Consider the following 26,337-nt stretch of genomic DNA (forward strand, 5'->3'; position numbering starts at 1 on the left):
TTTTACGGATCGGCTGAACCCACAGGGATCAGACAAAACGGTTCACGTAGTTCTCGAGGATTTCCTGACGTCCCGAGCGCGGACTTGGATTGAGATCCTCGGCCAACACCCGCGCTGCAATCTCGTCAAGCCCGGAGGACAGCATTGCCTGCGCCTCAGGCGTATTCCAGCCCGCGTACCGATCAACCAGCGCCTGTTCCAATCCCCCATCTTCGATCATCGCTGCTGCAGCTTTCAGACCCCGGGCACAGATATCCATCCCGCCCACATGCGCGGCGATCAGATCTTCGGCATCGATCGACTGCCGGCGCAGCTTGGCATCGAAATTGGTGCCGCCGGTTGTGAACCCGCCCGCTTTCAGGATGTGGTAGTACGCCACCGCGACTTCGGGGGTGTTGTTGGGGAACTGATCCGTATCCCATCCTGACTGATAGTCGTTTCGGTTCATGTCGATGGATCCCAGCATCCCCTCAGCCGCAGCCACCGCAATTTCGTGTTCGAAGCTGTGACCTGCCAGGATCGCGTGCCCCTGTTCAAGGTTCAGCTTGACCTCATCCTCAAGCCCATATTTGCGCAGGAAACCGATGCAGGTGGCGGCGTCGAAATCATACTGATGCTTCGATGGCTCCTGCGGCTTTGGTTCGACAAGAATAGCACCCTTGAATCCGATCTTGTGCTTGTACTCGACCACCATGTTCAGGAACCGGCCCATGTGATCCAGTTCGGTTTTCATATCGGTGTTGAGCAGCGTCTCGTACCCTTCACGCCCGCCCCAAAGCACATAATTTTCGCCCCCCAAATTGTGAGTGGCATCCATGCATGACTTCACCGTGGCGGCCGCGAAAGCAAAGACCTCGGGGTCAGGGTTCGTGCTGGCCCCTCCCATCCAGCGACGATGGCTGAACATATTGGCCGTGCCCCATAGCAACTTGGTACCGGATGCCTGCATCTTTTCACCGATATAGTCTGCGATCTCGTTCAGAGTGCGCAGATTGTCGGCAAAGTTCCCCTGCTCAGGGCGGATATCAGCATCATGCCAGCAGAAATAGGGCTGCCCGAGGATCTGGAACATCTCAAAGGCGACATCAGCCTTCATCTTGGCCCGGCCCATATCATCTTGCGGATGCCAGGGACGTTCGAAGGTGGGCCCACCAAACGGATCACCACCCTCCCAGGCGAATGAATGCCACCACGCCACGGCAAACCGCAAGTGGTCTTCCATGCGCTTGCCCATGACGATCTCATCCGGATTGTAATGACGGAATGCGAGCGGGTTCTTACTGTCCTCGCCTTCGAATTGCACCTGTTCAATTCCCTGAAAAAAACCGCTCGTCATCTCGTCTACCTCAATCCGTTTTTTCGCCGGGCTTTTTGCCCAGAATGATCATCGACAACAGATCGTCGTCGGTGACATCGGCGATATCAACCGTTCCAACCAACTTTCCATTCTTCATGACCGAAGCCCGGTCACATAATTCCATCACCGCGTGCACATCGTGGTCGATCAGGAAAATCCCGATTCCCTGCGCCTTGAGCTGTTGGATCAGGTCCGCCACCATCTGTGTTTCGTGCGGGCCAAGCGCAGCCGTGGGCTCGTCCATGATCAGGATACGGGCGTTGAAGTACACCGCACGCGCGATGGCCACTGATTGACGCTGCCCCCCTGACAGGGCCGAGACCGGATCGTTGAACTTCTGAAAGTTCGGGTTCAGCTGTGCCATGATCTTGCGGCATTCCGCCTCCATCGCGGCGTCGTTGACCAGGCCAAAGGGCGTAACCATTTCGCGGCCTAGAAACAGGTTCGAACTTGCATCCAGGTTATCCGCCAGCGCCAGCGTCTGATAGATCGTCTCGATATTGTTGGCGCGTGCGTCGCGGGGATTGTTGATCTCAACCTTGTTGCCGTCGATCAGGATTTCGCCGTGGTCCATCTGATAGGCACCCGAAAGCACCTTGATCAGGGTGGATTTGCCGGCCCCATTGTGCCCCAGAAGGCCCACGACCTCGCCCGGGTAGAGATCAACCGACACATGATCTACCGCCTTGATACCCCCGAAGGAAATCGAGATATCACGCATTTCCACCAAGGGAGGCTGACCCGATCCGCGGCCCGAAGCCTGGCTTTGTGTTTCTTGTGCTTGCATCATTTCGCCCCCAGACGTTTGCGATAGACGATGTCGATATAGACGGCCAGAACCAGCACGCTGCCGACGACGATATTCTGAAACGGCGCATCCACGCCGACCATGGCCATGCCGGATTGCAGTGCCTGCATGATCAGCGCGCCGAGGATTGCACCATAGATCGTACCGATACCGCCGGACAGCGCCGTTCCACCGATCACGGCAGCGGCAATCACGCGTAGCTCATCCAGCGTACCGATATCGTTTGAGTGATTGGCCAGACGGGCCGAGGCCACGACCGCCGACAGTGCACAGAGAAACCCCATCAGAGCGAAGATCTTGACGGTCATCATGCGGGTGTTGATGCCTGACAATTCGGCCGCATCCGGGTTGCCGCCTGTTGCAAAGATATAGCGTCCAAAGCGGGTTTTGCGGGCCACAACGGTCAGCGTCACCGCCACAAGGATCAGGATCAGCACCGAAATCGGGATGCCGTAACCAACAACTAGTCCTTCAGGCATGGTCTCGCCGCGCGCTTCGAACATGCGTTCAAGCCGGCGTGTCGGGATGGCATAGCTGTTGACGATAAAGACATAGCCCATGATGGCAATGCCAACGATTCCGGCCAGTGTCGCTTCGGCCCATACCGGTTTGACAGGGAACCCGTGAGCGGCTTTGGACCGGCGACCGCTCCACAACGCCCAGATTGCAATAGCCGTGGCCGCGAAGCCGATCAGCAAACTGACCGTTGTGCCCAAGGTCCCATTGGTGCCGCCAAACATCAGGAAAGTGCTGTCCAGTGGGCCGATTGTCTGGCCGTCAGTCATGTACCAGGCAACGTTGCGCCAGACCAGAAACCCTCCAAGCGTCACGATGAAAGCCGGAATGGTCAGATACCCCACCATCCAACCGTGGAACGCACCGATCATTGTCCCGACCGCAAGGCCCACCACCAACGTGATCGCCCACGTCGCGGGGTGGTTCAATCCCATCCCTAACACATTCGGCAACAGCTCGGTCTGGGTCATCGCCATGACGGCGGATGTTGTCGCCAGAAGCGCGCCGACCGAGAGATCGATGTGGCGCATGACGATGATGAACACCATGCCACAGGCCATGATGGCGACCGAGACGGTTTGGATCGACAGATTGAACAGGTTTCTGGGCGTCAGAAAACGGCCGTCCGTAAAGATGTTGAAGCCGATGCACAGGATGATGAAGGCGCCGATCATGCCCAATAGCCGCATATCCAGTTCCAGTTGCTGAAACAGGTTGGCCTTTGCTTTTTGGGGTACCGGCTGAGACGAAGTTTCGGTCATATCCGATCTTTCATGTTCAGCTATGATCTCTGGCCCGGCCATGCGGGCCAGAGATGTGACAGTTTGGAACTAGGTTTAGTTACAGGGTGCGGGGCCGTTTTCGACGCCCTGGCAAAGGTCTTCCAGCGGAATCCAACCAGCATCGACCACGACAGACAGGTTGTCTTTGGTGATCGGTACAGGCGCAAGGAAGACCGAGTTCATCTCGGTTCCGCCCGGCGAGGTCCAGCTGATGGCGCCTTCAATATCCTCAGGGCTGGTTCCGCTGCTCAACGCAACTGCTATTTCACCGGCAGCCTTGCCCAGCTCACGCGCATCTTTCCATACAGAAACGGTTTGCGTGCCCTTGGCGACCCGGTTCAGCGCCGCATGATCACCATCTTGACCCGAGACAGGAATGCCTTCCATACCCTGCGCGGTCAGCGCGGCGACAACGCCGCCAGCAGTACCGTCATTCGAGGCCACTACGGCATCAACGTTGTTTTCGTTCGCAGTCAGGATCTGTTCCATGTTGCGCTGCGCGTTCGCAGGCAGCCAGCCGTCGGTATAAGCTTCACCCACGATGACGATATCACCGCTGTCAACGGCGGCCTGGATGATCTCTTGTTGACCACCGCGCAGGAAATCCGCGTTCGGATCCGTGGGCGAGCCCTTGATCATCACATAGTTGCCTTTGGGCATCGCTTCGAACACCGCGCGCGCCTGCATCCGGCCAACTTCAACGTTATCGAATGTCAGATAGAACGCACGGTCATCTTCGATCAGACGATCATACGCGATAACCGGAATGCCTTCGTCTGCCGCTGCCTGCACTGCCGGGCCGATGGCCTGAGAATCCTGCGCCAGAATGATCAGCGCATCAACGCCCTGCGCGATCAGACTTTCTATATCCGATAATTGCTTGGCGGATGAAGATTGCGCATCAGACGAGATGTATTCGGCTCCGCCCGCTTCCAGTGCAGCCTTGATCGCCGCTTCGTCGGTTTTCCAACGCTCTTCCTGGAAATTCGACCAGCTTACACCGACCGTGGGCTCTGCAAATGCAACTGTCCCCATCAGGACTGCCACAGCAGAGGCGCTGAGAATTCGTTTCATGATTTCCTCCCGGTTTCAATGAGCCATCGTTTCATGATTCGTGGCCCCGATAATTCTGAGTAGCATATTTATTTCAGTCGGTAAAATATTTATGCTATCGGTAACAGAAAAAACCACCTAGGTTGAAACAGGGATTAGATTCGCGAGGGCAAGATGCTGAAAAGCAAAGCTTCTTCAAATGCCACGGACCAAAGGAACATCACTCGCCTGCGCGTATTGGAAAAAATCCGGGCCAAGGGGACCATTTCGCGAATCGACATCGCCAGCGCGTTGGAAACCAGCCCCGCGACCATCACAACCGCCACTGCCGATCTTCTGTCTGCTGGTCTGATTCAGGAAATAGAAGGCGAAACACCTTCCAAGTCGGCGCGCCGCGGCAGACCGCGTGTACAGCTGAAGCTCCATGGCGCGTCGCATCTGATTGCGGGCGTGAAAGTCGCCCGCCAGCAGGTTTCAGTCATTCTCGTGGATTTCGAAGGAACCGAAGTCACTTCGTACACACATCCGCTGGACGAAGCCCGCATGGCCCCGGATGCGTTTGCCAAGAAGATTCGCGCCGTGCTTGATCAGGCCTGCGCCTCAGCAAACCGATCCCTTGCAGATTTGTCCGGTGTCTGCATCGGCATCGCCGGCCTTATTGATGCAAAGCAGAACTTTGTGCATTGGTCATCTTCCCTGACGGAACGAAATGTGGATCTGAGTTCTCTTTTGTCCGAGGTGCTGCCCTGCCCTGCCTTCATCGAAAACGACGCCAATCTGGTCGCAAAGGCGGAACAGCTTTTCGGATTGGGGAAGGGGCTGAAGAACTTTTTGGTTGTTACGATCGAGCACGGCATCGGCCTGGGTATTGTTCTTGACGGCAAGCTCTATCGCGGTGAACGCGGATGCGGAGCAGAATTCGGGCACCTCAAAGTTCAGTTGGACGGTGCGTTGTGCCAATGCGGGCAGCGCGGATGCCTGGAAGCCTATGTGGGCGAATACGCCCTGATCCGCGAAGCGACGATCGCCAGTGAAGCGACAGATCCCCGCACTCTTGTTGATATACTCGCAGCCGCAAAAGCCGGCGACGCCCGATCCATTTCCGTTCTGGCCCGCGCGGGCCAAATGTTCGGCATGGGGGTTTCGAACCTGATCAATCTGTTCGACCCCGAGTGCATTATCCTGTCCGGTGCCAGAGGCAGCTTTGACTACCTGCACTCGGAAGAGGTGATGACCCGTGTCCAAAACGGTGTTGTCAGCGTTGACGCGCCGTTGCCCGAAATCAAGGTAAACCACTGGGGTGATTCAATGTGGGCGAAAGGGGCAGCGGCGTATGGAATTGAACAAGTCTCTATCCTAAAGGTCAGGGAACTGGCGGCTCATGCGAACTAAGATAGCAATCCTGCTTACGGTGACTTCCGCTGCCGCTGCGGACACCGTTCCACCACGCTTTCAAAAGGTGGAAACCCCCGGCCATGTTTACGATGGCGGCTGGGAACATTTCGTGGGCGGGGGTGTTGCAGTCTTCGATTGCAATAATGACGACCGCCCTGAATTGTTTGTGGCAGGCGGATCGAACCCAGCGCAACTATTCATCAACACATCCGGCGCAAAAGTCAGTTTTCGCTCAGAAACACCTGACCAGTTATCCTTGTTTCATGTGACCGGTGCATACCCGGTGGACATTGATGGCGATGGGCTTCTGGATCTGGCGGTCTTGCGCGTGGGCAAAGACCTCCTGCTGCGCGGCAAACCGAACTGCGCATTCGAGCCCTTTGCGGAACTGAACTTTCAATCTCAGGACCATTGGACCACCGGTTTTTCCGTGACTTGGGAAAGCGAGCAAACCCTGCCAACACTGGCCTTTGGGACCTATGTCGACCGAAGCAATCCGGATGGACCTTTTGAGGCTTGCGGACCAACTCTGCTGTACCGCCCGGAAGGGAGCGAATATGGCGACCCTGTCCATCTGGAACCCGGTCATTGTTCCTTGTCCGTCCTGTTTTCCGACTGGTCGCGGACGGGTCGCGCGGATCTGCGTGTCAGCAATGACCGCCACTACTATGTGCGTGGCGGGCAGGAACAACTGTGGGCCATGGAAGACCCCCCGCGCCTGTACAGCGAGGGCGATGGATGGCTTCCCTACTCGATCTGGGGCATGGGGATTGCCTCGCGGGATTTGACCGGTGATGGGTTTCCCGATGTTTATCTGACTTCCATGGGGGATCAGAAATTCCAGGTTTTCGATCCCGCAACGGATGGGCCAACATGGCGGGATGCAACCTATGACCGAGGCACTACCGCACACAGGCCGCATGTAGGAGAAGATGGCCGCCCCTCAACCGGCTGGCATGCTCAGTTCGGGGACGTCAACAATGACGGGCTGGACGACATTTTTGTCGCGAAAGGCAATGTTGAGCAGATGCCCGACGCGGCGCAAACCGATCCCAATAACCTGTTGATGCAGGCCGCCGACGGTCAGTTTGTCGAAACAGCATCACAAGCTGGTGTCGCGTCCATGGCAAAGTCCCGCGGCGGGGCCCTCGCGGATTTCAATGGGGATGGGTGGTTGGATTTGGTGGTGGTAAATCGTGGCGCGGACCTTGAGGTTTTCCAGAATGAACCCACCTCTGGCAACTGGCTCATAGTTGATCTTAGTCAGAACCACCCCAATCAAGCGGCGGTCGGCAGTTTTATCGAGGTCAAATCACCTGCTGGTATGCAAACCCGCGAAGTTACCATTGGCGGAGGACACGCAAGTGGAATATCCGGGCCCCACCACTTTGGTCTGGGGGATTCCGAGACCGCAGAGGTACGGGTGATCTGGCCAGATGGCGAACACGGAGACTGGCAGCCTGCCGACCCCAACCGAGTAATCCACCTCCAGCGTTGATCACTGATCCACGGGCAATCCGCTGGGAACTGATTGCGGCACGCCCAGCCGCACTGCCGGATCTTCCAGCGTGCCCAGAAAACTCAGGATGGCGTCGACCTCTTCGTCACTCAGGCTGATGGAAACCAGATCGTTTGACGCCGCGATAGCCTCAATATGCTGGGCGTCCAACAAAGCCTGTTGGTCCTCTGCCCCGGAAAACTCGGGCAGATCAGCCTTTTCGATTGAGTAACTCCGCAAGGCGGCAACCGGGTGCAGGTGATGGCGCACGACATCTTCAAGCTGCGCATAGGCTCCGCTGTGGCCATATGGCGCCGTCAGGGTCACGTTGCGCAATGAAGGCGTGCGAAACGCGAACGCATCATCCTTGTCGCCCGTAACGCGCAGCCGCCCGTCATCCCGCACATGGTTTTCGAAACGCGCTGCTTTTCCTGGACCGATCTGAGGCATGGCGATGGAATGGAAACGGTGATCGGTCTGGAACCACCCGGAATGGCAGGCGCTGCATCCAGCCTTTCCGTAAAACAGTTCCATCCCCAGTTGCGCCTGATCGGGCAGCGCGTCTTCGCCTCGCATCGCTCGGTCAAAGAGGCTGTTGTCAGCCCGCCATTCAAACGCGATGAAATCGGCAATGACATTGGCAATTGCGGTAAAGGTGATGTCTTCTCCGGGTGCGATGTCGTCAAACCGCTGTTTGTATTCCGGTATCGCGGCCACCCGCGCGGCAATCAGATCCCAGGCGCCACCCTCTTGTGTGAGCAAGCCGAGACGCACGGCCTTGCTGACTTCGTTTTCAGAATAATGTCCCGCCATTTCGTCAGGTGAAAGCACCGGGAACATCGCCTGCGCCGCCAAGGCCGACTGGAACCCCGGCCTCATATGTGTCCCCAACGGGGTTCTGATGCCATTGGGCCGAGAAGGTTCCGCCTCGAGGCGGCCGTCATGGAAAAACGTCGTGAATTCCAGCGCCCCGAGATTCCACATCGCGGGCGAGTTTCGCGGAATACGCTGCTCGGGCATGTTATCTTGAGTGAGCTTACGCTTTCCCCCCAGCCCGGTTCCACCTTCGCCGATACCCAGCGAGAGCCCGTCAGACGTTCCCAGTTTCGGATGATGACAGGTTGCGCAACTGATGTTCCTGTTCCCCGACAGGATCGGATCATAAAACAGCATTTGCCCCAACTCTGCGTTGGAAAGGTCAGGTTCGATAAACTCAGGGCGCGAACCAAGGTCTTGCGCCTGAGCAACTGAAAGCGTCAGCCAGATGCCCACAGCACTCGCAGCAATCTGGATCCTCATGATTGATCCTCGGGAATTTCAAGCGTCAATGTTTGTTGATACGGGTTGTCCGGCGTGTGGATGACGGACGGGAACGAAGGGACATTCACGGCGTTCGGATATCCTGACGGTTCAATACACAGCCCCGCACCCGGGCTAAACCGGCCTGACAGATGTGCCCCGGTATAGACCTGTGCCCCGGGTTGATCTGAATACACGTTCATCCTCAATCCCGAAGGTGCCCTGACCTCTGCGACCGGATGGTCATGGGTTCCACTTTCATCAAACACAAAAAAATGGTCCAGTTCGCGCCCCTCCGCCCCGACGGTGCGTGACAACGCGAAATCTGGCACACTTTCGCCGGCACCGGAGATATCTCCGGAAGGAACTGAAAGCGCGTCCAATTCCAGCACCCGGTTCGATCTTAGCCTGAGCAGGCAGCCCAGGATATCCTCCGGACAGCCCAGAGTGTAATAATTGTGCTGCGCGATGCTGATCGGTGTGGGGCGATCCGGTCGCGCCCTGATTGTATAGATCAGACGCGGACAGGTCAGTTCGACATGCACCTCGAATTTGACTTCTCCGGGAAATCCACCTTCACCGACAGGTGAAGTAAAGGACAGAACCGCCTGATTTTGAAAGATTTTCACGATATCCCAGTATTTGCGTGACAGCCCGCTCGGACCACCATGCAGCGTGGTCGGCCCTTCGTTTGCTGTCAGGTGATGAACGCCCCCTTGCAATGTAAACTGCGCTCCGCCGATGCGGTTGGCTACACGCCCCACAATTGCGCCGAGGTAAAACGGGTCCGACAGGTAATCCCGCGGGTTTTCGTAGCCCAATATCAAGGGCGTTTTGCCAAGCCACCATCCTTGCGTGCTTGCGCCATAGCTCAATACCGAAACGGACATGTCACCATCTTGAAGTATGACTTGTTCGACAGGCATAGACTTGGGATCAGCCATCACCGCGCAGCCAGAGGGGACAGAGCGGCATAGTACTCGCGATACCGCTGGTATTCCGCCTCATAAGCGTTGGACAGCTCGACACGTGGTTCAACACGCTCAGCGACTTCCGGGGAAAGCATGACGTCCTCGGGGTCGGCGCCCTGCACTGCACAGGCAGCAAGACGTGCCGCGCCGATGGCGGCACCGAACTCACTTCCCTTGGGCAGAGCAAGCGGTGTGTTCAGAACTGTGGCCAGTGTCTCCAGCCAAAATCGCGACCGCGCCCCGCCACCGACAACCAGCAAACTTTCGGGCTTGGTGCCCGTACTCTTGAGTGCCTCCAAACAATCGCGCATCGCAAAGGAAACTCCCTCCATCACAGACTGGGTCAGATCAGCGGTTTCCGATGCGATATCCAGGCCCAGGAACGCTCCGCGTATGGCGCTATCGTTATGCGGCGTCCGTTCACCGGACAGGTACGGAAGGAAGGTGATCTTTGATGGCCCCTTCACCGAATCCGGCAGGTCCGATGCCAGCGTTCCGACGGGTTGACCGAGGTGACGGGACAGCCAGTTGAGACTGTTGGTGGCCGACAGGATCACACCCATTTGAATCCAGCGATCCGGGACTGCATGACAAAAACAATGAACGGCTGTTTCCGGCGCAGGCGCATAGCTTTCCTTCGCGACCAGCAACACACCCGACGTGCCCAATGACAGAAATCCGCTGCCCTCGCCGATGCTTCCGATGCCGCAGGCCGCTGCCGCGTTGTCACCGGCCCCGCCGGCAACCACGACCGGCCCGGTCAGGCCCCATTGCTGAAGGATCTCTGATCGCAGTTCTCCGCCTGCTGAACTGCCTTCAACCAGCTCTGGCATTTGATCCCGGCGCATATGGCTCAGATCCAGCGCAATGTCTGACCATTCACGTTCTCCAACATCCAACCATGCCGTACCGGCGCTGTCGGACATGTCACTGACGTAGGATCCGGTGAGCCAGAAACGCAGATAATCTTTCGGAAGCAACACCTTGGATGTCTTCGCAAACACGTCAGGCTCATGCCCGCGCACCCATTCCAGCTTGGGTGCCGTGAAACCCGGAAAAACGATATTTCCGGTGATCGAGCGCATAGAAGCCAGACCATCCAAATCCGCAGCTTCCTGCGCTGATCTCGTGTCGTTCCAAAGGATACAGGGCCTCAGCACATTGCCATCCCGATCCAGCAACGTGGCACCGTGCATATGGCCGCTCAGACCGACGCCGCGCACCGCGGAAAATGCGGCACCGTTCAGCTCACGTAATTGGGCAACGACGTTTTGACAGGCTTCTACCCAATCGAACGGATCTTGTTCTGACCAACCGGGGTGCGGCGTGGATGTCACAACACCTGCTTCGGCTTCGGCAACGACGTTGCCCTCTTCGCTGACCACAATTCCCCGAAGACCTGACGTCCCCAAATCCAGACCGAGATACACGCGTTTTCCCCCTTAATGCAGCACAGGCTGATGGTGCCATCAAGCACTTGGAACCTATGTCAGACCTTATCAGCACAGTTTGCGCTAACATATCAAGGCGACGCAAGAGAGGGCACTTAATTTTATGAAGACCCTCGCAGAACGCGTGGAGTCATCGGCACACACGACCAAGGTTTAATTCAACTAAGCTGGGCCCGAAAATTTTTCGAATTGTCTGACGCTGACTTCACGTAAACAGTTCAAGAAGTTCTGGGTTTACTGATTTCATGCTGACGGTCCGTCTGAAAACGAAATCAGTCGCAAGAGGGAATTCAGCGAATGAAATCACATGCCAAGGTTGTTGTCGTTGGTGGCGGATGCGTCGGGGCTTCGGTTCTTTATGGATTGACGCAGCATGGGTGCACCGATGCGATCATGCTTGAGAGAACCACGCTGACCTCCGGCTCCACCTGGCACGCGGCAGGTCTGCTGGTCACCTTTGTGCGGTCCCACAACGTTTCGAAGATGACGATGGAGACCATCCGCATCTATTCCGAAGTCGAAAAGAAAATCGGCGCTTCGGTCGGGCTGCGCAAAGTGGGGCAGCTGCGCGTCGCCAATACGCAGGAACGCTGGGACGAATTCCTGTCCTATGCCTCGATTGCCAAAGCTGCCGGTGTGCCTTGCAAACTTTTGACGCCGGAGGAAATCGCCGAACTGCACCCTCTGCTCAACCAATCGGAAAATATTCGCGGCGGCATCCTGCATACCGAGGACGGCTATGTGAACCCTGCCGACATCACCATGGCAATGGCCAAGCTGGCGCGTGAAAAGGGCGCCAAAGTGTTTCAGAACACCGAAGCGCTGGCCTATGGAAAACTGGAAAACGGTCATTGGAAGGTGACAACCAATCAGGGGGAGATCACTTGCGAACATCTGGTCTTCGCGACTGGAAACTATGCCCGCGAGAACGCGCGCCGTGTTGGCCTGGATCTGCCTTGCATTCCAATCGTTCACCAATACTGGACAACGGAAACCGTTCCCCTTCTCAAAGAACGCCGCGCGCAAGGGTTGCCCGAGTTCCCGATCCTGCGGGATGAAGATTACGGCGCCTATCTGCGCGAAGACGTGGGCGGCATTCAGTTCGGCCCTTATGAGTTCACCAAAGACCTCAAGCTATTCGCCGAAGATCGTGTGCCGCCTGACTTTGGTGCCGACCTCCTGCCCGAAGATTTCGACGCGGTCGAAGCGCAGTGGGAACGTGCCATCGAGCGGGTTCCAACACTTGGTGAGGTGGGTATCAAGGCCAACACTCGGGGTCCGTTCCAGATGACACCAGACGAGTTGCCGCTTGCGGGACCCGCACCGGGGCATGAAAACCTGTGGCTGGCCGAAGGCATGCCCGGCGGCATATTGTGGGGTGGCACTGTTGGTGAACGCCTGGCCCGCTGGATTGTAGATGGGGATCCGGGCATGGACATGTCCGAACTCGACCCGCGCCGTTATTCGGATTACGCGTCCAAGTAGTGGACCATGGACAAGGTGCGCGAAACGTGGGGGACCCACATGAACGCGCACATTCCCGGAGAAGATTTTCCCGACGCGCGCCCGATGAAAACGATGGGGTCCTACGATCTGCTGAGCGCGCATGGCGCCGTCTGGACCAGCTTCAACGGATATGAGTTTCCGCGCTGGTTCGCCAAATCGCGCAAGGAAGCTGTTCCCGAACATTCCTTCCGTCGCACCAACCACATGGAACGCGTTCAGGAAGAAGTGCGCACCACCCGTGACGTGGCCGGGTTCATCGAGATGTCACCGATGACCAAGTTCACCGTGCGCGGACCGGGGGCCGCCAAATGGCTGGATGGCCTTATGGCGAACAGGCTGCCCAAAGTGGGGCGAATGACCCTGTCGCTTTTGTTGAACCAAAAGGGCGGCATGGATGCTGAATACACGGTCGTCCGCTATGCCGAGAATGATTTTTACCTGGTCTCCACCCCGAACTGGCGCGCCTACAACTGGGATCAACTGCGACGTTTGCTGGCCAATGACAGCTCTGTCCTTCTTGAAGATGTTTCAGAACAACTGGGCGTGATTGCTCTGGCAGGCCCCAAGGCACGAGAGATCCTGCAACCGTTGACCGACAAAGACCTGTCGAACGAAACCTTCCCCTGGCTTTCTGCGCAAATGGGTGAAGTGGGTTACGCCAAGGGCGTTCATCTGCTTCGCGTGTCCTAAACCGGCGAGCTGGGGTGGGAACTGCATCACCCGGTCGGTTACAACCGCCATCTTGTCGACCTGCTGTTGAAGGCCGGTGTGAAACCTTTCGGGCTTGAGGCACTGGAATCCATGCGCCTTGAGAAATCCTATCGCGCCATCAATCGCGAGATTTGCAAGGACATGACGCCATACGAGGCCGGCCTCGACCGGTTCGTGGTAACCGAAGGTCGCGCCTTCATAGGCAAGGCCGCTCTTTTGAAACAGAAAAAGGAAGGCACATACCGGCGGCTGGTCACGCTGAAACTGCCCTTTGGCGAAACGTCGGTGATGTTTGACGAGAGTGTCTACGCTCAGGGCAAGCTCATCGGCCGAGTCACCTCGGGCGGGTTCTCTTATTATTGCAACCACGACATTGCGATGGCACTAGTGCCACAGAACATGACGGCGCCCGGTACGAAAATGCAGGTACTGGTCCACAATGAAATGCGCCACGCCGTGGTCATTGACACATGTGCTGTCGATCCCGCAAACACTCGCGCGCGCGCATGAGTGCAAAAACATAGAGACTGGACTCGAACTGATGACCGAACAATCGACAAAAACGCTTTCTCTTGCTGAAGTTCGGGACTTGGCCAAATCAGTTCTTGTTTCTGCCGGAGTGGACCCGCGCAGCGCTGATATTCTTGCTGATATCGTCACCCGGTCTGAACGGGACGGCCCGCGCAGCCACGGGTTGCGCATGTTGCCGGTCTATGTCCAAAGCTTCACGTCCGGCTATGCCAACGGGCACGCGACGCCCAAGACCGAAAAGGTTGCCCCGGGCGTTTTGCGCTGTGACGCCGACAACGGGTATTATCAGGTTGCAGCGGCTGAAGCCCGCGAGGATCTGATCGCGATGGCACGGAAAAACGGCATTGCCGCGTTCACTTGTACAAACTGTCACCATCTGGGTGCCTTACGGTTTGACACGGAACCCTTGGCCGAAGCAGGTTTGGTGGCTTTTGCCGTGATCAACTCATTGTCCATGGTGGTACCGCAAGGTGGGGTTCGCCCGGTATTTGGCACCAATCCCATGTCATTTGCCTGCCCACGCGAAGGCGACGCGCCGGTGGTCTGGGATCAGGCCTCGTCCATGGTGGCCCTCATGGATATCCGCATGGCCGCTGCCGAGGGGCACGACCTGCCCCGCCCTGCCGGTCTTGACCCCCGGGGCGAGCCCTCCACCGACCCGAATGCCATCCTTGAAACCCGCAGCCTGTTGCCATTCGGAGAGCATAAGGGGGCCGCGATCGCCTTCATGGTTGAGGTGTTGGGCGCAGCACTGGCCGGTGGAACCCTGTCCGTGGACAACGAAGAACGCGAGTCCTTCGATGCCCTGAACATCAAAGGTGGTGCGACCCTGATTGCAATTGATCCCAGCCAGTTCGGCAACGCGGCCTTCAACGAATATGTCGCCCGCATCTGCGCCGAGATTTCCGGCAACGGTTCCGCCCGGGTTCCGGGCGACGGTCGTCTTGCAAAACGGGCAGCCGCCGACGCCCATGGCATCGAAGTGAGCACCGAGGTTCTGGACGCACTCGGCTGAAACTGAAATCACCGGCTATCGAATGGCCGGACAGCACCTGCCCAGCTTGCCAACCGCGCCACTCAATGGCCGCCGAAATAGGCCTCGAGCAAGCGTTTGTCATTTCTCAATTCGTCAGCTGTACCCGACGTCTGCATCCGCCCGGACTCCAGCACATAGATGCGGCTGGCAAGCGACAGGGCAAAATTGGCATTCTGTTCCGTGATGACGACGGTCAGCCCGTAGTCCTTGTTCAGCTGACGGACAACTTCAGCAATCTCGTGACAGATTTTCGGGGCTAGGCCAATTGTGGGCTCATCGACAAGCAGCAGTTCCGGGCTGGTCATCAAGGCCCTGCCAAAGGACACCATCTGCCTTTCCCCGCCGGATTGGGTCGACGTCTCCTGGCCTTCCCGTTCTTGCAGGCGCGGGAAAAGACTGTGCACCATTTCAAGATTGCTTTCGATGTCGCCTCGTGCGGTGAAGGCCCCCACCATCAGATTGTCGCGCACTGACATATAAGGAAACAGGTTGAACCGCTCGGGCGCATAGCCCACCCCGTGACGCACGATTTCCGAAGGGCTTCGACCGGCAAGGCTGTGCCCTCGCAAGCGGATGTCGCCTTCGACTTTCACGAGGCCCATGATGCTGTCCAACAGGGTGGATTTACCTGCACCGTTCGGGCCGACCACGGCGACAATCTCACCGGGCTGCACCGTGATCGAAATATCGGTCAACGCCTGGGCCTTGCCGTAAAACGCAGACAGGTTCTCGATTTCCAGATAGGACATCAGACGCTCCCCAAGTACGAGGCCTGTACGGCAGTGTCGTTCATCACGTCGCTGAACGAGCCTTCGGCAATCATGGTGCCCCGCTCGATGGCGATGGCGCGGTCGATCAGCGGTTCCAGCGCCGGCAAGTCATGGCTGACGATCAAAAAGGTCATCCCGTCCTTGCGCATGGATTGTATGAGATCGGAAATCTGCGCGATTTCACCGACTGTCAGACCTGCAAACACCTCATCCAGCAACATGACACGCGGTGCCGTGGCCATGGTTCGGGCCATTTCGAGCTTGCGCAAATCACCCATAGCCAATTCGGACGGTGAACGGTTCAGATCCGTTTCCGTGAATCCGACACTCAGCGCAAGTTCCTTTTCCCGTTCCGTATCCGGACGCGAAACGATCATACGCCAGATGTCGTCCGGCATCAGGCCCACCCTGATATTTTCGGCAACACTCATGTCACCAAACGGACGCGGAATCTGATAGGTCCTGCTGACCCCAGCCCGAATACGTTGCGGCGTCGACAGCGCCGAGATTTCTTGCCCGAACAGCTCGATTGTACCGCTGTTCTGCCGCAACTCACCCATGATCTGGCTGAAAACCGTTGTCTTTCCCGCGCCATTCGGCCCGATCAGGCCCAGCGACTCTCCTTCTTGCAGGGAAAAGGACAGATCATTCGTGGCTACCAGCCCGCCAAACCGTTTGACAAGACCAGACACTTTCAATGCAACGGTCATGTCAGCCCCCCTTTCCGCAGCCGTTGAAAGCCGCGTTGAGCAAGTTCAACCAATCCCTTTGGCTGATACATGTAGAGAAGCAGTGCAATAGCACCGTAGACGAAATACCGTTCTGCTCCGGGAAGCACGGGACGCAGGTATTCCAGAAGGAACGTCATGAAGAACGCACCGATCATGGGGCCGATAATGGTCGATGTTCCGCCCAGCAATGCCGCAACTATGATGGTGAAGAGAAAGTTGATGTCGAACAGCGCCCGCGGTGCAAGCGAGCCCAGGTAGTGGACATAAAACGCCCCTCCCAGCCCGGCGACAAGAGCGCTGGTCAGGAACGCAAACGCCTTAAGCCGCGTGGTGCTGAGACCTGAACCACGAACGCTTTCTTCATTCATTCCGATTGCGGCCAAAGCGGTCCCCACCCGCGTTTTCATCAGCAGCCACATGCTGACTGCAACACTTAGCATCAGCGCCGTGGACAAATAATATCCGTTGGCAGCGCCACGTGTGAGAGTTTGAATTCCCGACATGCCACGTGTGCCGCCGGTCAGATCCGGGCGGATCACCTGAACCAGCTGATAGAGCAGTTCCATGAAGGCCAGTGTGACCAGCGCGAAGTAGCTGCCGCGAATGCGCAGAGCGGGCAACAACACAATAAGACCCGCGATCATTGTGACCAACACGGCCACAGGGATTGAGATTTCGACCGGCACGTCAAACCGTTTGGTCAGGATCGCAGTCGTATAAGCTCCGATACCGATCAGGAAAGGGTGGCCGAAACTCACGTACCCCGTCTTTCCCGACAGCACGTCCCAGCTGATGGCGAAGATGGCCAGATAGTTGGCAAAGATCATTGTTCGCAGTGTGCCATTCGAGACCACTTGAGGTAGCAGCAGCATCCCCGCAATCAGGCCGCCCCAGAGGACAAAGTGAAACCAGCGCAGACCCATGTTACAACTCCTCGCGGCCAAACAGGCCCTGCGGTCGCGTCACCAGCACGCCGATGATCAGCAGCATTGTGAAGACGCCGCGCAGTTCCGGCGCCAGGGTGGCGACAACTATGACTTCGAGAAAGCCGACGATGTGAGCAACGACCAGCGTGCCGATGATCGATCCGATGCCACCCACAATGACGACGGCCACCGAAATGATCAGAGGCGCGACCCACATTGATGGCGAGAGCTGCGTATAGCTGGCAAAAAACACGCCGCCCAAGGCCCCCAGGGCACCCGAGATACCCCATGTGATCAGGTTGATCCGGTCCGGGTCGATCCCGGAAATTGCTGCCCCTTTGGCGTCCATCGAAACCGCCTGCATCGCCCGCCCTGTATGTGTCAGACGCACAAAGGCATAAAGCCCTAACAGAATGGCCCAACTGATCACCGTTGCGATCAGGATGTTATAGGTGACAGATGCCCCGGCCACGTTGATCACACCCGGTACGATTGGCAGCAGGATCTTGCTGCTGTCACCAAAGACAAGAACGATCCCCGCCTGAATCACGACCGCAAGGATCAGCGTCGAAATCTCGACCGCTACATGATCCCCTTTCAGAGTCTTGACGATAAGGCGATATTTCAGAACCCCCATCAGAACGCCCAGTAGGACGGCCACAACCACGCCCATCAGCTTGGGCATTCCCAAGGTCTGAGACACCCAGAAATACATGTATCCGCCGACCATCAGATAGGCACCGTAGGCCAGGTTCAGGACTCGACCGATGCTGAAGATCAGCGTGAAACCCATTGCGATAAGCGCATAGAGACCGCTGAGCAAAAGCCCCTGGATCAGTATTTGCAACATGTAAGGATCCCTGACTGCGAGTGCGCGCCCTCGCGCACCCGTTTCAAGCTAAGCGAACGGACAGGTTACTGCTTGACCCAGCTTGGCAAAGTGAATTCACCCGTCGCGTATTTCTCGGGGTAGACAACGGCGGCGGTGCCGTCCTCGTACCACTGGACCACAACCATTGACGGTGCGGCATCGTCAAACGGCTCGGACAGATCAAAACGGATATTGTGCGGGTACGTCCGGCCGGTCACAGGCTCTACCTCGTCATCACCCCAGAAGGCGTAGCGCAGCCACAGCTGGCCATCCAACTCAAGAACCAGATCCTGTTTCTTCATTGCATCGGCCCAGCCTTCGACATTGTCGAAACCACCGGCCTCCTCGGCTGCGGCCATGGCCTGTTTCAGCCCATGATAGGCATTGAACCCGTTGAAATGCGGCAGCAGCGGACGGCTGTTATACTTGGCCTGATAGGTGTCGACAAATTCCTGGCTGGCCGGATCAAGCCGAAATCCAACTGAAGGAACTGGCGACAAGGTCGAGATACCGCCCCCGGCACCGCCCGTATCTTCCCAATACTCCATCCCCAGTGCAGCGACGTTCACACCCGTCATCGCCATCGGCACCTGAAGCTTAACATATTGCGATGACACAACCTGCGAATTCACCGACGAGACCTGATAGATGAAGTCCGCCCCGGTATCTTGCGCGCGGCTGAAGATCGGAGCGAAATCGACGGTGGCAACGTCATAGGTGATGATGTCCTTGACCTCGATGCCGGCAACCGGTGCAAGCGCTTCGGTGACAAGGCCGGTGATTGCCTCGCCAAAGGCAGTATCTTCCGCCAGAATGACAACGGAATCCCACCCCATCTTTTCCTTCAGAACATCCGCGCCAAAGTTGATGTACAACGTGGCCAGCGCCTCATCCGAGGCGATGTTCATGAAATAGGGCGCCATGCCTTCAGGGTCTTCGACAACCATGTCGATGATGCCGATATAGGATGTCCAAGTGTCCAGCGTTGGAATCCGGTACTCCTGCATTCGGGGCAGCCATCCCAGCGACACATCGTCAATCGAACCCGAGATGATGAAATCAACCTCTTCCGTTTCCGCAAGGTATTCATAGGCCCGGATGCCTTCGGTCGGATCCTGTCCGGTATCTGCCGAGACCAGGGTGATCTGTTCGCCCATCACGCCACCATTTGCGTTGAGCTCTTCAATCGCAATCTCGGCCCCGCGCAGGGTCGACAATCCTGTGTCCGAAGAAAGCGATCCAATGAATCCTACCTTGATTTCCGCTCCGGCCGCCGAGGCCATGAGCGCGATGCATGTTCCGCTGAGCAGCGCTGTCTTGATCATCACATTAGCTCCCTGTGTCTCATTATGCCTTTCTTGTATTCTGTATACAGTACACAAGAAGATGGTTCGATCAAATCCTTTCTTGAAGACTCATGTTCAGAATCCGCTGATTTCGCCGTTTTCGCCGTGGATCACAGCATCCACGTCAATTTCCACCATCAGTCCGGGCTGGGTAAGCCCTGCCTGAACGGCTGTCAGAGCTGGATCAATCCCCGTGAAAAATTCGCCATGCGCCTGCGCGAACGCGCCTGCTTGGGACAGATCGGTCAGGTAGGCGCGCACCCGCCCCACATGTCGCAGTTCGGCACCAACCTCTTTCAGCGCGTCCTCGATACGTGACAGGATATAAAGGGTCTGTGCGCCAACGTTTCCCGGCGCGTGGATGCGGCCCGTCGGCTCGATGGCCGTTGTTCCGGCAACCCAGACAAAGGGGCCGATGCGTTTGGCCCGAGAGTACGAGGCCACTTCTTCAAACCGTCCGCCGGATTTCCAAAAGCGCACGGTCACAGGCCCAGCCTCACCCGGATCGCCTCGGCCGCGTTTTTCAATGCCGCGTTTTCTTCGGCGGTTAGCCGCAGCTCCTCAACCTCTACCAATCCGCCTGCGCCAAGATGGGCTGGCACTCCCAGCACGACACCGTCGATGCCGTATTCACCCCGCAACATGACCGATACCGGAACCGGGCCCGTCCGCGCACCCCGAATGTGATCAATCAATTCGATCGAAGCATGAGCCGGAGCTATCGTTGCAGAACCTGATTTCCGGAGCGCGACCACCTGACCACCCCCGGTGATCGCATCCTGAACGCAGGCTTCGATCTGTTCGCGGGACAAAAAAACATCCAGCGGACGCCCCTTGATCTTCGCACGGCTGGGGATCGGGGCCATTTCATCCCCATGGCTGCCAAGTGTGAACGCTTCGACGTCCGCAGGTGTGACACCTGCGGCCATCGCCAGCGCGTTGCGAAACCGGCTGCTGTCCAGCGTTCCTGCCATACCCAAAACCCGTTCGCGGGGAAAACCTGAAGCGCGCAGCATCTCGACCGTCATTTCGTCCAGCGGGTTGGTCACCACGATCACGATTGCATCAGGCGCGGCTGACCGGATGGCTTCGGCTGACTGACGGATCACGCGGGCGTTCACATCGATCAGATCTGCACGTGTCATGCCCGGACGGCGGGCTCGTCCGGCAGTGACGACAACCACGTCCGCCCCGGCCACCAGATCCATCGCTTCGCCACCGACACATCGGGCCCGCGCACCGGTGATCCCGGACGTATGATTGAGGTCCAGCGCAGTCGAAGCCGCCAATCCCGGAGTAATGTCGATCAGCGCGACTTCATCGGCTATGTCCGCCATCGCCGCCAGATGGGCGATATTTCCGCCAACACCCCCTGCCCCGATCAAGGCAAGCTTGCCCAGCCTGCGGGCTTTGCGCGGCGCACGCGAAGGCGCAACCCATTTGGGTGAACGACGGTACAGCACCCGGCGCATTGAAACAGCACCATCCGTACGCGGCGGTTTCGGTCGCTCCAGCGGGCCGTCCACCAATGAGATACCAACACGCTCGGCGGTTTCACGCGCGAGAGCCGTCACGATGTCACCCGGCAAAACCTCGAATACGATCCTGCCCCGGCGGCGCGCATCTTCGACCGCATCCGAGCCTATGACGCGTGGGGTTGCCATCAGCCGCCCTGCCCGTCCACCGCCTCGACTGCACGCGTCGCGGCCTCGACGGCGGTTTCGACCGAGTTTTCAGACCCCGAGATGAACAAGCGACCAAACCGCCCCACCGCGCGCACCTCGACGATGTCAATCTCGGCGGCTTTCTCGGCCTCATTTGCGGCGATCGAGATGTAGGCCGCGGGCGCGCATTCCACGATCCCCAACGTCTGCCCCGGCACGATCAACGCACCCTTGCGCCATTTGTTCAAAAGCTGCGCCTGATAGGGTTCGACACTGGTAATGATCTGTGTGGAACTGATCGCAGGCTTCAAACGGTCTGTCATGGAAGCCCCAAGTTCGGCCAGCATCGCGTCCCGTGCAGCGGACACTTCGGCGTTTGAAGGCGAGCGGAGGATGAAGAATCCGAACTCGCGCTCGACCATCTGCGTCGTCGCCTCGACCGAGGACGCCTTGAGTGCCCGGTCGATCAGCGAGAATACGCCATTGCCCGGCGCGAACTCTCCGATCAGCACGGTGTCACCGGACAAAGGCACTGACCCTTGCACCGTCGCACCATTATAGGCGGCGAATTTCGGTTGCAGGTTGTCGATCTGCATCAGCGCCCGGATCGTGATCTCGCTCATGCGCCATACTCCTCGTAAATGTCGCGCCAGGGTCTGCTTTCGTAAGCGACCCGCTTGATGTTGATGAGATGCAGGGCGGTGACGTTGTCCGAGGTGATCGACCCCGACCACGTGCCGGTACCCAGCATGAAGGAAGGTTCAAGGTCGGTGGAATACCCCATTCCGCCCATTATCCCCGGCGTGTTCACCAGTACCCGGCCCGTGGGCACGGTGGAAAAACGAGCGACCACCTCGGGATCGTCGGAATGGATGACCGAGGAATGCCCCCAACCTTCGAATTTGGCAATGGATTGCGCCAGTTCGATGCCGTGATCGGTGGACTTCGCCTCGTAAAAGGCCAGCACCGGGTTCAGCTTTTCGGCCGAAAGCGGGCGTTGCCACCCCACTTCGGTTTCTTCCGACACCAGACAGCGCGTGCGCGGCGGAATCGAGAACCCCGCAGCATCGGCCAGCGCCTGAGGGCTTTGGCCGACGCGTTCGGGATCCATTGCCTGCACTCCTTTGAAGATGACCCGTGCCAGCCGATCAGCCTCGGCCGGGGTACAGAAGTAAGCGTTTTTGAGTTTAAGTTCGTGGCGCAGATCGCGAGCAATTTCAGGATCGGCGACCACTGCCTGTTCACTGACACAGGCCGTGCCGTAGTCGAAGCTTTTTGACGTCACGATCATCTCGGCAACTTCGGACAGATCGCGGGCCTTGGATTTGTGCACGTAACACGGCACGTTCCCCGCCCCTACTGCGAGCGTCGGCTTACCGCTGGAATAGGCGGCCTTGACCATAGCCGGGCCACCAGTCGCCATGACGACAGAAGTGCGGCGATGCTTCATCAACTCGGCGGTGCCTTGAATGGTCACGGCGTCCAGGCATTGTATCAACCCCTTGGGCGCGCCCATCTGTTCGGCAACGCGTGCCATGATGCGGACGGTTTCCTTCCCGCATTCCACGCCGCGCGGATGCGGGGCACAGACAACGGCATTTCCCGCCTTCACTGCAGACAGAACCTTGTAGATGATCGTGGATGTTGGATTTGTCACCGGGATAAGCGCCGCGACCACACCCATCGGCTCTCCGAAAGCTGCGATCTTTGTCGCGTCGTCCCGCCACAACAGGCCCAGCGTCGTGACATCCCGCAGGTAATCGGCGACCGACAATGCGTTGAACAGATTCTTGACCCGCTTGTCTGGTACATTGCCGTACCCGGTTTCCTCGACCGCCAATTGCCCCAACCGTTCGGCTTCAGGTTCGATCGCCCGAGCCATGGCATCGACGATGGCATCCACCTGTGCACGGTCAGTGCAGAGAAAGGCGCGATAGGCTTCGAAAGCCGTTTCAGCAGCGCGCCGTGCGGCGGCGATGGATTTCAGATCAGCGTCCATCACGAGGCTCCGGTGGCAATGGTGTCAAAGATGCGGCGGGCCTGATCGACATCGCCTGCGGAAATTCCGATGGTCTCCAGCCTGCGCCCGGACGCGGCCACGTCAGCACCCAGAAGACGGTCTGTCACGCAGATCAGGCTTTCCGTCAAAGGTGCGGTCAAACCTGTGAGCTTTGCGGCTGAAACGAGGGGCACCAATGACCCCAATACGCCGTCGCGCATCAACTGGCGCGCGGCCTGCCGATCCGGGACCGGACGCGCACCCGATCCACGCTCGGCTCCGGCAAAGGTCGTGATCCAGTCATCGGTCTCGGGCAGGTTTCGAACGCCAAAGGCCTGTGCGACCTGTCGCCTTTCGTCAGCCAATCCATGGATCACCTCACGCTGATCCGGTCCTATGAGTGCGGCAAAAGTCCGATTGCCTTCCAGCGGCACCCCGCCCATCGGCAAATCCGGTCCACCAGACCCCAGCCCTGCGCCACCAAGGATCAATGCCGGTATCTCGACCGCTGCGGAAAGATCGGCGAAGCCTGACGACAGAACCGAATCCAGCGGCAGGATGTTTGAAAGGTAGGGTCGCAGCGCCTCAAGAACGTCCGTGCGTCCACGCGGCAGTGTTGCCGCAGCCATCGGCGCCGCCTGCGTCAGGGTCAGCCCTGCACCTTCAGCCTGATACCAGTACGGCAGGCCCTGTACCTCGACAAGAGTTACGTCCGCGGTACAGCCTCCTATTCGCAGCATCCAGACCGCTTCAACCGCGCCCAGAGAACGACCCGGCGCCAGAACCAGCACCTGACCATCGTGCAGATGATCGGCCAGCACCATGGAATAGGTGCGCTGTTTATGGATCGGTCCGGTCAGAAAGATCGCCTGTGCGCCCCGCACTGCTGCATCCAACTCTGCCGTGGTGCGGATTGAAGGCCCGTCGCGATCCACCTGATACGTGCCCACAGGCCCTTCGCCGCTAATGCCAATGCCCGAGGATTGGGCAAGCAGTGACAGTTCCGCCCCATAGGCCGAAAACAGCGTAACCTCAGCCCCTTCCGCCAGACACAGCGCTGCCAGAAGACGGGCATCCGGGCCGCCACCCAATACTGCAATGCGCTCAAACCTTTGGGCAACGGGTGCATCCCGTGTCGCGCCACGTGTCACCGCGCGCGTGAAATCCTCGAAACCGGCTGACATGGTACCTCCTCAAAGGGGTTGATCAGGCCGACGACCCGGCACCCAGCCCGTCGATGATTGCCTCAAGCTCGTCATGCGGTCGTGCGATCACGTGAACCGAGACGACCTCGCCCACCTTGTTGGCCGCTGTTGCGCCGGCATCGGTGGCGGCCTTGACCGCGCCGACCTCTCCGCGCACGAGGGTCGTCACCAGCCCGCCGCCAGCCTTGGTCTGACCCACGATGGCAACACTGGCTGCCTTGACCATCGCATCCGCGGCTTCAATCGCGCCGACCAGGCCACGTGTTTCGATCATGCCCAGGGCCATCTGCCCTGCCACTGGTTTCGCCATTTTTTGTTCCTCCCAAAATTGATGTTTCGCGTATCGTGATTCAGGTCGTCGAGACGCGGTCGATCACCGCGATGATGGCCATGTCCACGGGGGCCGTGGACAACCCGGCCGCCATACGGGCCGCAGACCCGCTGACAACCAGAACCATGTCCCCAACCCCAGCGCCGCAGGTATCGACCGCAACCCGTGCGGGATCGATCAAGCTGCCCTTGCTGTCGACCAGATCCGTCACCAGCAGCTTTGTTCCAACAAGCCTGGCATCCTTGGCAGTTGCCGTGACAGTTCCAGCGACCTTGCCCAAGTGCATCAGAACGCCCTCAGGTAGCGGTCCAGTTCGACCTTGGTGACCTGTTGATTGAAGAATTCCAGCTCTCGCTCCGCCTGTTGCAGCACCAGATCCCACAGCATTTCGTCCATGACATCCCGCAGCCATTCTGATCCGCGCGCCAGTTTGATGGCGGTTGGCAAATCGGTGGGAATTGGATCTCCGATCCCTTCCTCATACCCGTTGCCTGTCGTCGGCTCAGAGGGGGACAGCCCCTGTTCGATCCCGTCGAGCCCGGCGGCAATCTCGGCCGCAAGCAACAGATACGGGTTGGCGTCTGCACCAGCGTCGCGCTTTTCCACCCGCACGGCGCTGTCCGAGCCTTCGATGACCCGGATACCAACTGTCCGGTTGTCATAGCCCCAGCTCGTGTTGATCGGGCAAAATGTATAGGGCTGGCGACGGCGATATCCGTTGACCGTGCCGCTGCCGCAAATCGCCGTCTCGCACATGCGCTGTTGCAGACCTGCGATAAAGGATTTGCCGATGTCATTGATCTTGCCATTGTCGGCAAAGACGTTTTTGCCGTCCTTCCACAGCGAGTAATGCGTATGAAACCCGTTGCCAGATTGATCAAAAAACGGCTTGGGCATGAACGTCGCCAGATAGTCGTGCGCGATGCCCAACTGGCGGATCAGAGATTTGAACAGAACGACACGATCCGCAGCTGCCAGAGCTTCACCATAACGAATATTGACCTCGATCTGGCCGGCTGCATATTCCGGGTTGGACTGTTCGATGGGAATGCCACATTCATTGATCTGCTGACGGATCGGGCCAACGATGTGTTCCATCCGGGCGGCGCGGCCCAGGCCGTAGACCTGGATGCCCGTGTCGCGCGGTTGGCCGGTTTCCGGGTCCAGAAGGTAGAATTCCAGTTCCGTGCCGACATTCACCTCGAACCCCATATCGCGGGCCCGGTCCACCTGCCGCACCAAAGCCTGACGCGGATCGATCGGCACCGGTTTGTGATCCATGCCCTCAGCGCGGCCAAAACAGACGGCCACGCCCGGCTCCCACGGGACGGCGACAGGCTTTGTCATCGGAAAGACATGCATGTCGGGATAACCGTTGTCGAAATTGACGTAAGGAGTATCCCAGACGTCGCAGGTCATATCGATCGCCAGCAGCGCAATCGACAGAGCATTGCCGCTTTTGCAGACATGATCCCAATGGCTGGCCGGAATGCGCTTGCCACGCATGATGCCGTTGAGATCCCCGACACCAAGAATGACGGTATGCGTGCCCTCGGGCAGATCAAACCCCGAACTCATTT

Annotated in this window: 25 protein-coding genes and 1 pseudogene; 6 read left to right on the forward strand and 20 right to left on the reverse strand. The window is 58.2% G+C overall.

Translation table 11 applies throughout. The features are described 5' to 3' along the window. Positions 1 to 28 precede the first annotated feature (28 nt). From xylA to xylF, 4 genes are all read right to left on the reverse strand, one after another. Entirely contained in the window at positions 29 to 1,336 is a 1,308-nt protein-coding gene (gene xylA, locus AC2FJB_RS18630) for a xylose isomerase (protein ID WP_496720067.1), read from the reverse strand. A 10-nt stretch (positions 1,337 to 1,346) separates the two neighbouring features. Further along, entirely contained in the window at positions 1,347 to 2,144 is a 798-nt protein-coding gene (locus AC2FJB_RS18635) for an ATP-binding cassette domain-containing protein (RefSeq protein WP_299897210.1), read from the reverse strand. Further along, positions 2,144 to 3,442 carry a sugar ABC transporter permease gene (locus AC2FJB_RS18640; RefSeq protein WP_117872798.1) on the reverse strand — a complete coding sequence of 433 codons (1,299 nt, stop codon included), beginning with the start codon at positions 3,440 to 3,442 and terminating at the stop codon, positions 2,144 to 2,146. Before AC2FJB_RS18640 ends, AC2FJB_RS18635 begins: the two co-directional genes overlap by 1 nt. A gap of 75 nt (positions 3,443 to 3,517) precedes the next feature. Beyond that, positions 3,518 to 4,537: a D-xylose ABC transporter substrate-binding protein gene (gene xylF, locus AC2FJB_RS18645; RefSeq protein WP_117869447.1), complete on the reverse strand. Its 1,020-nt coding sequence runs from the start codon at positions 4,535 to 4,537 to the stop codon at positions 3,518 to 3,520. Between the two features lie 153 nt (positions 4,538 to 4,690). Here xylF and AC2FJB_RS18650 point away from each other — a divergent pair, with 153 nt between their 5' ends. Together AC2FJB_RS18650 and AC2FJB_RS18655 are read left to right on the forward strand one after the other, a co-directional pair. Next, on the forward strand, positions 4,691 to 5,908 hold the full coding sequence (locus tag AC2FJB_RS18650) for an ROK family transcriptional regulator (protein ID WP_496720065.1): 1,218 nt from the start codon (positions 4,691 to 4,693) through the stop codon (positions 5,906 to 5,908). Next, positions 5,898 to 7,409: a CRTAC1 family protein gene (locus AC2FJB_RS18655; protein ID WP_496720063.1), complete on the forward strand. Its 1,512-nt coding sequence runs from the start codon at positions 5,898 to 5,900 to the stop codon at positions 7,407 to 7,409. The genes AC2FJB_RS18650 and AC2FJB_RS18655 overlap by 11 nt, the downstream gene beginning before the upstream one ends. On the opposite strand, the gene AC2FJB_RS18660 is transcribed toward AC2FJB_RS18655, so the two are convergent. Genes AC2FJB_RS18660 through xylB form a run of 3 tightly spaced genes read right to left on the reverse strand, consistent with a single transcriptional unit; the run spans position 7,410 to position 11,109 of the window. Then, positions 7,410 to 8,708 carry a cytochrome-c peroxidase gene (locus AC2FJB_RS18660; RefSeq protein ID WP_496720061.1) on the reverse strand — a complete coding sequence of 433 codons (1,299 nt, stop codon included), beginning with the start codon at positions 8,706 to 8,708 and terminating at the stop codon, positions 7,410 to 7,412. After that, positions 8,705 to 9,652 (reverse strand): aldose epimerase family protein, encoded by a 948-nt coding sequence (locus tag AC2FJB_RS18665; protein ID WP_496720059.1) that lies wholly within the window; start codon positions 9,650 to 9,652, stop codon positions 8,705 to 8,707. The genes AC2FJB_RS18660 and AC2FJB_RS18665 overlap by 4 nt, the downstream gene beginning before the upstream one ends. After that, positions 9,652 to 11,109: a xylulokinase gene (xylB, locus tag AC2FJB_RS18670; protein WP_496720057.1), complete on the reverse strand. Its 1,458-nt coding sequence runs from the start codon at positions 11,107 to 11,109 to the stop codon at positions 9,652 to 9,654. Before xylB ends, AC2FJB_RS18665 begins: the two co-directional genes overlap by 1 nt. Before the next feature lie 318 nt (positions 11,110 to 11,427). On the opposite strand from xylB, the gene AC2FJB_RS18675 reads away from it, so the two are divergent. The 4 genes and pseudogenes from AC2FJB_RS18675 to AC2FJB_RS18690 all read left to right on the forward strand — a co-directional run bounded on the left by AC2FJB_RS18675 (position 11,428) and on the right by AC2FJB_RS18690 (position 14,893). Continuing rightward, entirely contained in the window at positions 11,428 to 12,615 is a 1,188-nt protein-coding gene (locus tag AC2FJB_RS18675) for an NAD(P)/FAD-dependent oxidoreductase (protein ID WP_496720055.1), read from the forward strand. A 93-nt stretch (positions 12,616 to 12,708) separates the two neighbouring features. Next, positions 12,709 to 13,515: pseudogene (locus AC2FJB_RS18680) on the forward strand (aminomethyl transferase family protein); the annotation flags it as partial. After that, positions 13,489 to 13,857, forward strand: coding sequence for a glycine cleavage T C-terminal barrel domain-containing protein (locus AC2FJB_RS18685; RefSeq protein WP_496720080.1), 369 nt, complete (start codon positions 13,489 to 13,491; stop codon positions 13,855 to 13,857). The pseudogene AC2FJB_RS18680 and the gene AC2FJB_RS18685, both read left to right, overlap by 27 nt. Before the next feature lie 31 nt (positions 13,858 to 13,888). Further along, positions 13,889 to 14,893, forward strand: a complete 1,005-nt coding sequence (locus AC2FJB_RS18690; RefSeq protein ID WP_496720053.1) for an Ldh family oxidoreductase — start codon at positions 13,889 to 13,891, stop codon at positions 14,891 to 14,893. A 62-nt stretch (positions 14,894 to 14,955) separates the two neighbouring features. Here AC2FJB_RS18690 and AC2FJB_RS18695 read toward each other — a convergent pair whose 3' ends face one another. From AC2FJB_RS18695 to AC2FJB_RS18755, 13 genes are all read right to left on the reverse strand, one after another. Continuing rightward, positions 14,956 to 15,663: an ABC transporter ATP-binding protein gene (locus AC2FJB_RS18695; protein ID WP_496720052.1), complete on the reverse strand. Its 708-nt coding sequence runs from the start codon at positions 15,661 to 15,663 to the stop codon at positions 14,956 to 14,958. Next, complete coding sequence (locus AC2FJB_RS18700) at positions 15,663 to 16,394, reverse strand: ABC transporter ATP-binding protein (RefSeq protein ID WP_299895854.1); 732 nt, start codon at positions 16,392 to 16,394, stop codon at positions 15,663 to 15,665. The genes AC2FJB_RS18695 and AC2FJB_RS18700 overlap by 1 nt, the downstream gene beginning before the upstream one ends. Continuing rightward, positions 16,391 to 17,338, reverse strand: coding sequence for a branched-chain amino acid ABC transporter permease (locus AC2FJB_RS18705; RefSeq protein ID WP_299635733.1), 948 nt, complete (start codon positions 17,336 to 17,338; stop codon positions 16,391 to 16,393). The genes AC2FJB_RS18700 and AC2FJB_RS18705 overlap by 4 nt, the downstream gene beginning before the upstream one ends. A 1-nt stretch (position 17,339) precedes the next feature. Beyond that, a complete protein-coding gene (locus AC2FJB_RS18710) occupies positions 17,340 to 18,191 on the reverse strand; it encodes a branched-chain amino acid ABC transporter permease (RefSeq protein WP_496674852.1) in 852 nt (283 codons plus the stop codon). A gap of 65 nt (positions 18,192 to 18,256) precedes the next feature. After that, the gene (locus AC2FJB_RS18715; protein WP_496720049.1) at positions 18,257 to 19,537 is read right to left on the reverse strand and encodes an ABC transporter substrate-binding protein; all 1,281 of its coding nucleotides are present in this window, start codon (positions 19,535 to 19,537) and stop codon (positions 18,257 to 18,259) included. 96 nt (positions 19,538 to 19,633) lie between these two features. Then, positions 19,634 to 20,044 carry a Rid family hydrolase gene (locus AC2FJB_RS18720; protein WP_496674849.1) on the reverse strand — a complete coding sequence of 137 codons (411 nt, stop codon included), beginning with the start codon at positions 20,042 to 20,044 and terminating at the stop codon, positions 19,634 to 19,636. After that, positions 20,041 to 21,222, reverse strand: coding sequence for a malate dehydrogenase (locus tag AC2FJB_RS18725; RefSeq protein WP_496720047.1), 1,182 nt, complete (start codon positions 21,220 to 21,222; stop codon positions 20,041 to 20,043). The genes AC2FJB_RS18720 and AC2FJB_RS18725 overlap by 4 nt, the downstream gene beginning before the upstream one ends. After that, positions 21,222 to 21,845 carry a BMC domain-containing protein gene (locus tag AC2FJB_RS18730; RefSeq protein ID WP_117869461.1) on the reverse strand — a complete coding sequence of 208 codons (624 nt, stop codon included), beginning with the start codon at positions 21,843 to 21,845 and terminating at the stop codon, positions 21,222 to 21,224. Before AC2FJB_RS18730 ends, AC2FJB_RS18725 begins: the two co-directional genes overlap by 1 nt. Beyond that, entirely contained in the window at positions 21,842 to 23,221 is a 1,380-nt protein-coding gene (locus AC2FJB_RS18735; RefSeq protein WP_496720045.1) for an aldehyde dehydrogenase family protein, read from the reverse strand. Before AC2FJB_RS18735 ends, AC2FJB_RS18730 begins: the two co-directional genes overlap by 4 nt. Continuing rightward, the gene (locus AC2FJB_RS18740; RefSeq protein WP_496720043.1) at positions 23,221 to 24,405 is read right to left on the reverse strand and encodes a hypothetical protein; all 1,185 of its coding nucleotides are present in this window, start codon (positions 24,403 to 24,405) and stop codon (positions 23,221 to 23,223) included. The genes AC2FJB_RS18735 and AC2FJB_RS18740 overlap by 1 nt, the downstream gene beginning before the upstream one ends. A gap of 22 nt (positions 24,406 to 24,427) precedes the next feature. Continuing rightward, the gene (locus tag AC2FJB_RS18745; RefSeq protein WP_117869464.1) at positions 24,428 to 24,736 is read right to left on the reverse strand and encodes a BMC domain-containing protein; all 309 of its coding nucleotides are present in this window, start codon (positions 24,734 to 24,736) and stop codon (positions 24,428 to 24,430) included. Between the two features lie 40 nt (positions 24,737 to 24,776). After that, a complete protein-coding gene (locus tag AC2FJB_RS18750; protein WP_299635745.1) occupies positions 24,777 to 25,043 on the reverse strand; it encodes a EutN/CcmL family microcompartment protein in 267 nt (88 codons plus the stop codon). Beyond that, complete coding sequence (locus tag AC2FJB_RS18755) at positions 25,043 to 26,335, reverse strand: glutamine synthetase family protein (RefSeq protein ID WP_496720041.1); 1,293 nt, start codon at positions 26,333 to 26,335, stop codon at positions 25,043 to 25,045. Before AC2FJB_RS18755 ends, AC2FJB_RS18750 begins: the two co-directional genes overlap by 1 nt. Positions 26,336 to 26,337: the final 2 nt, after the last annotated feature.

This window comes from Ruegeria sp. CDSC085 (assembly GCF_059610465.1).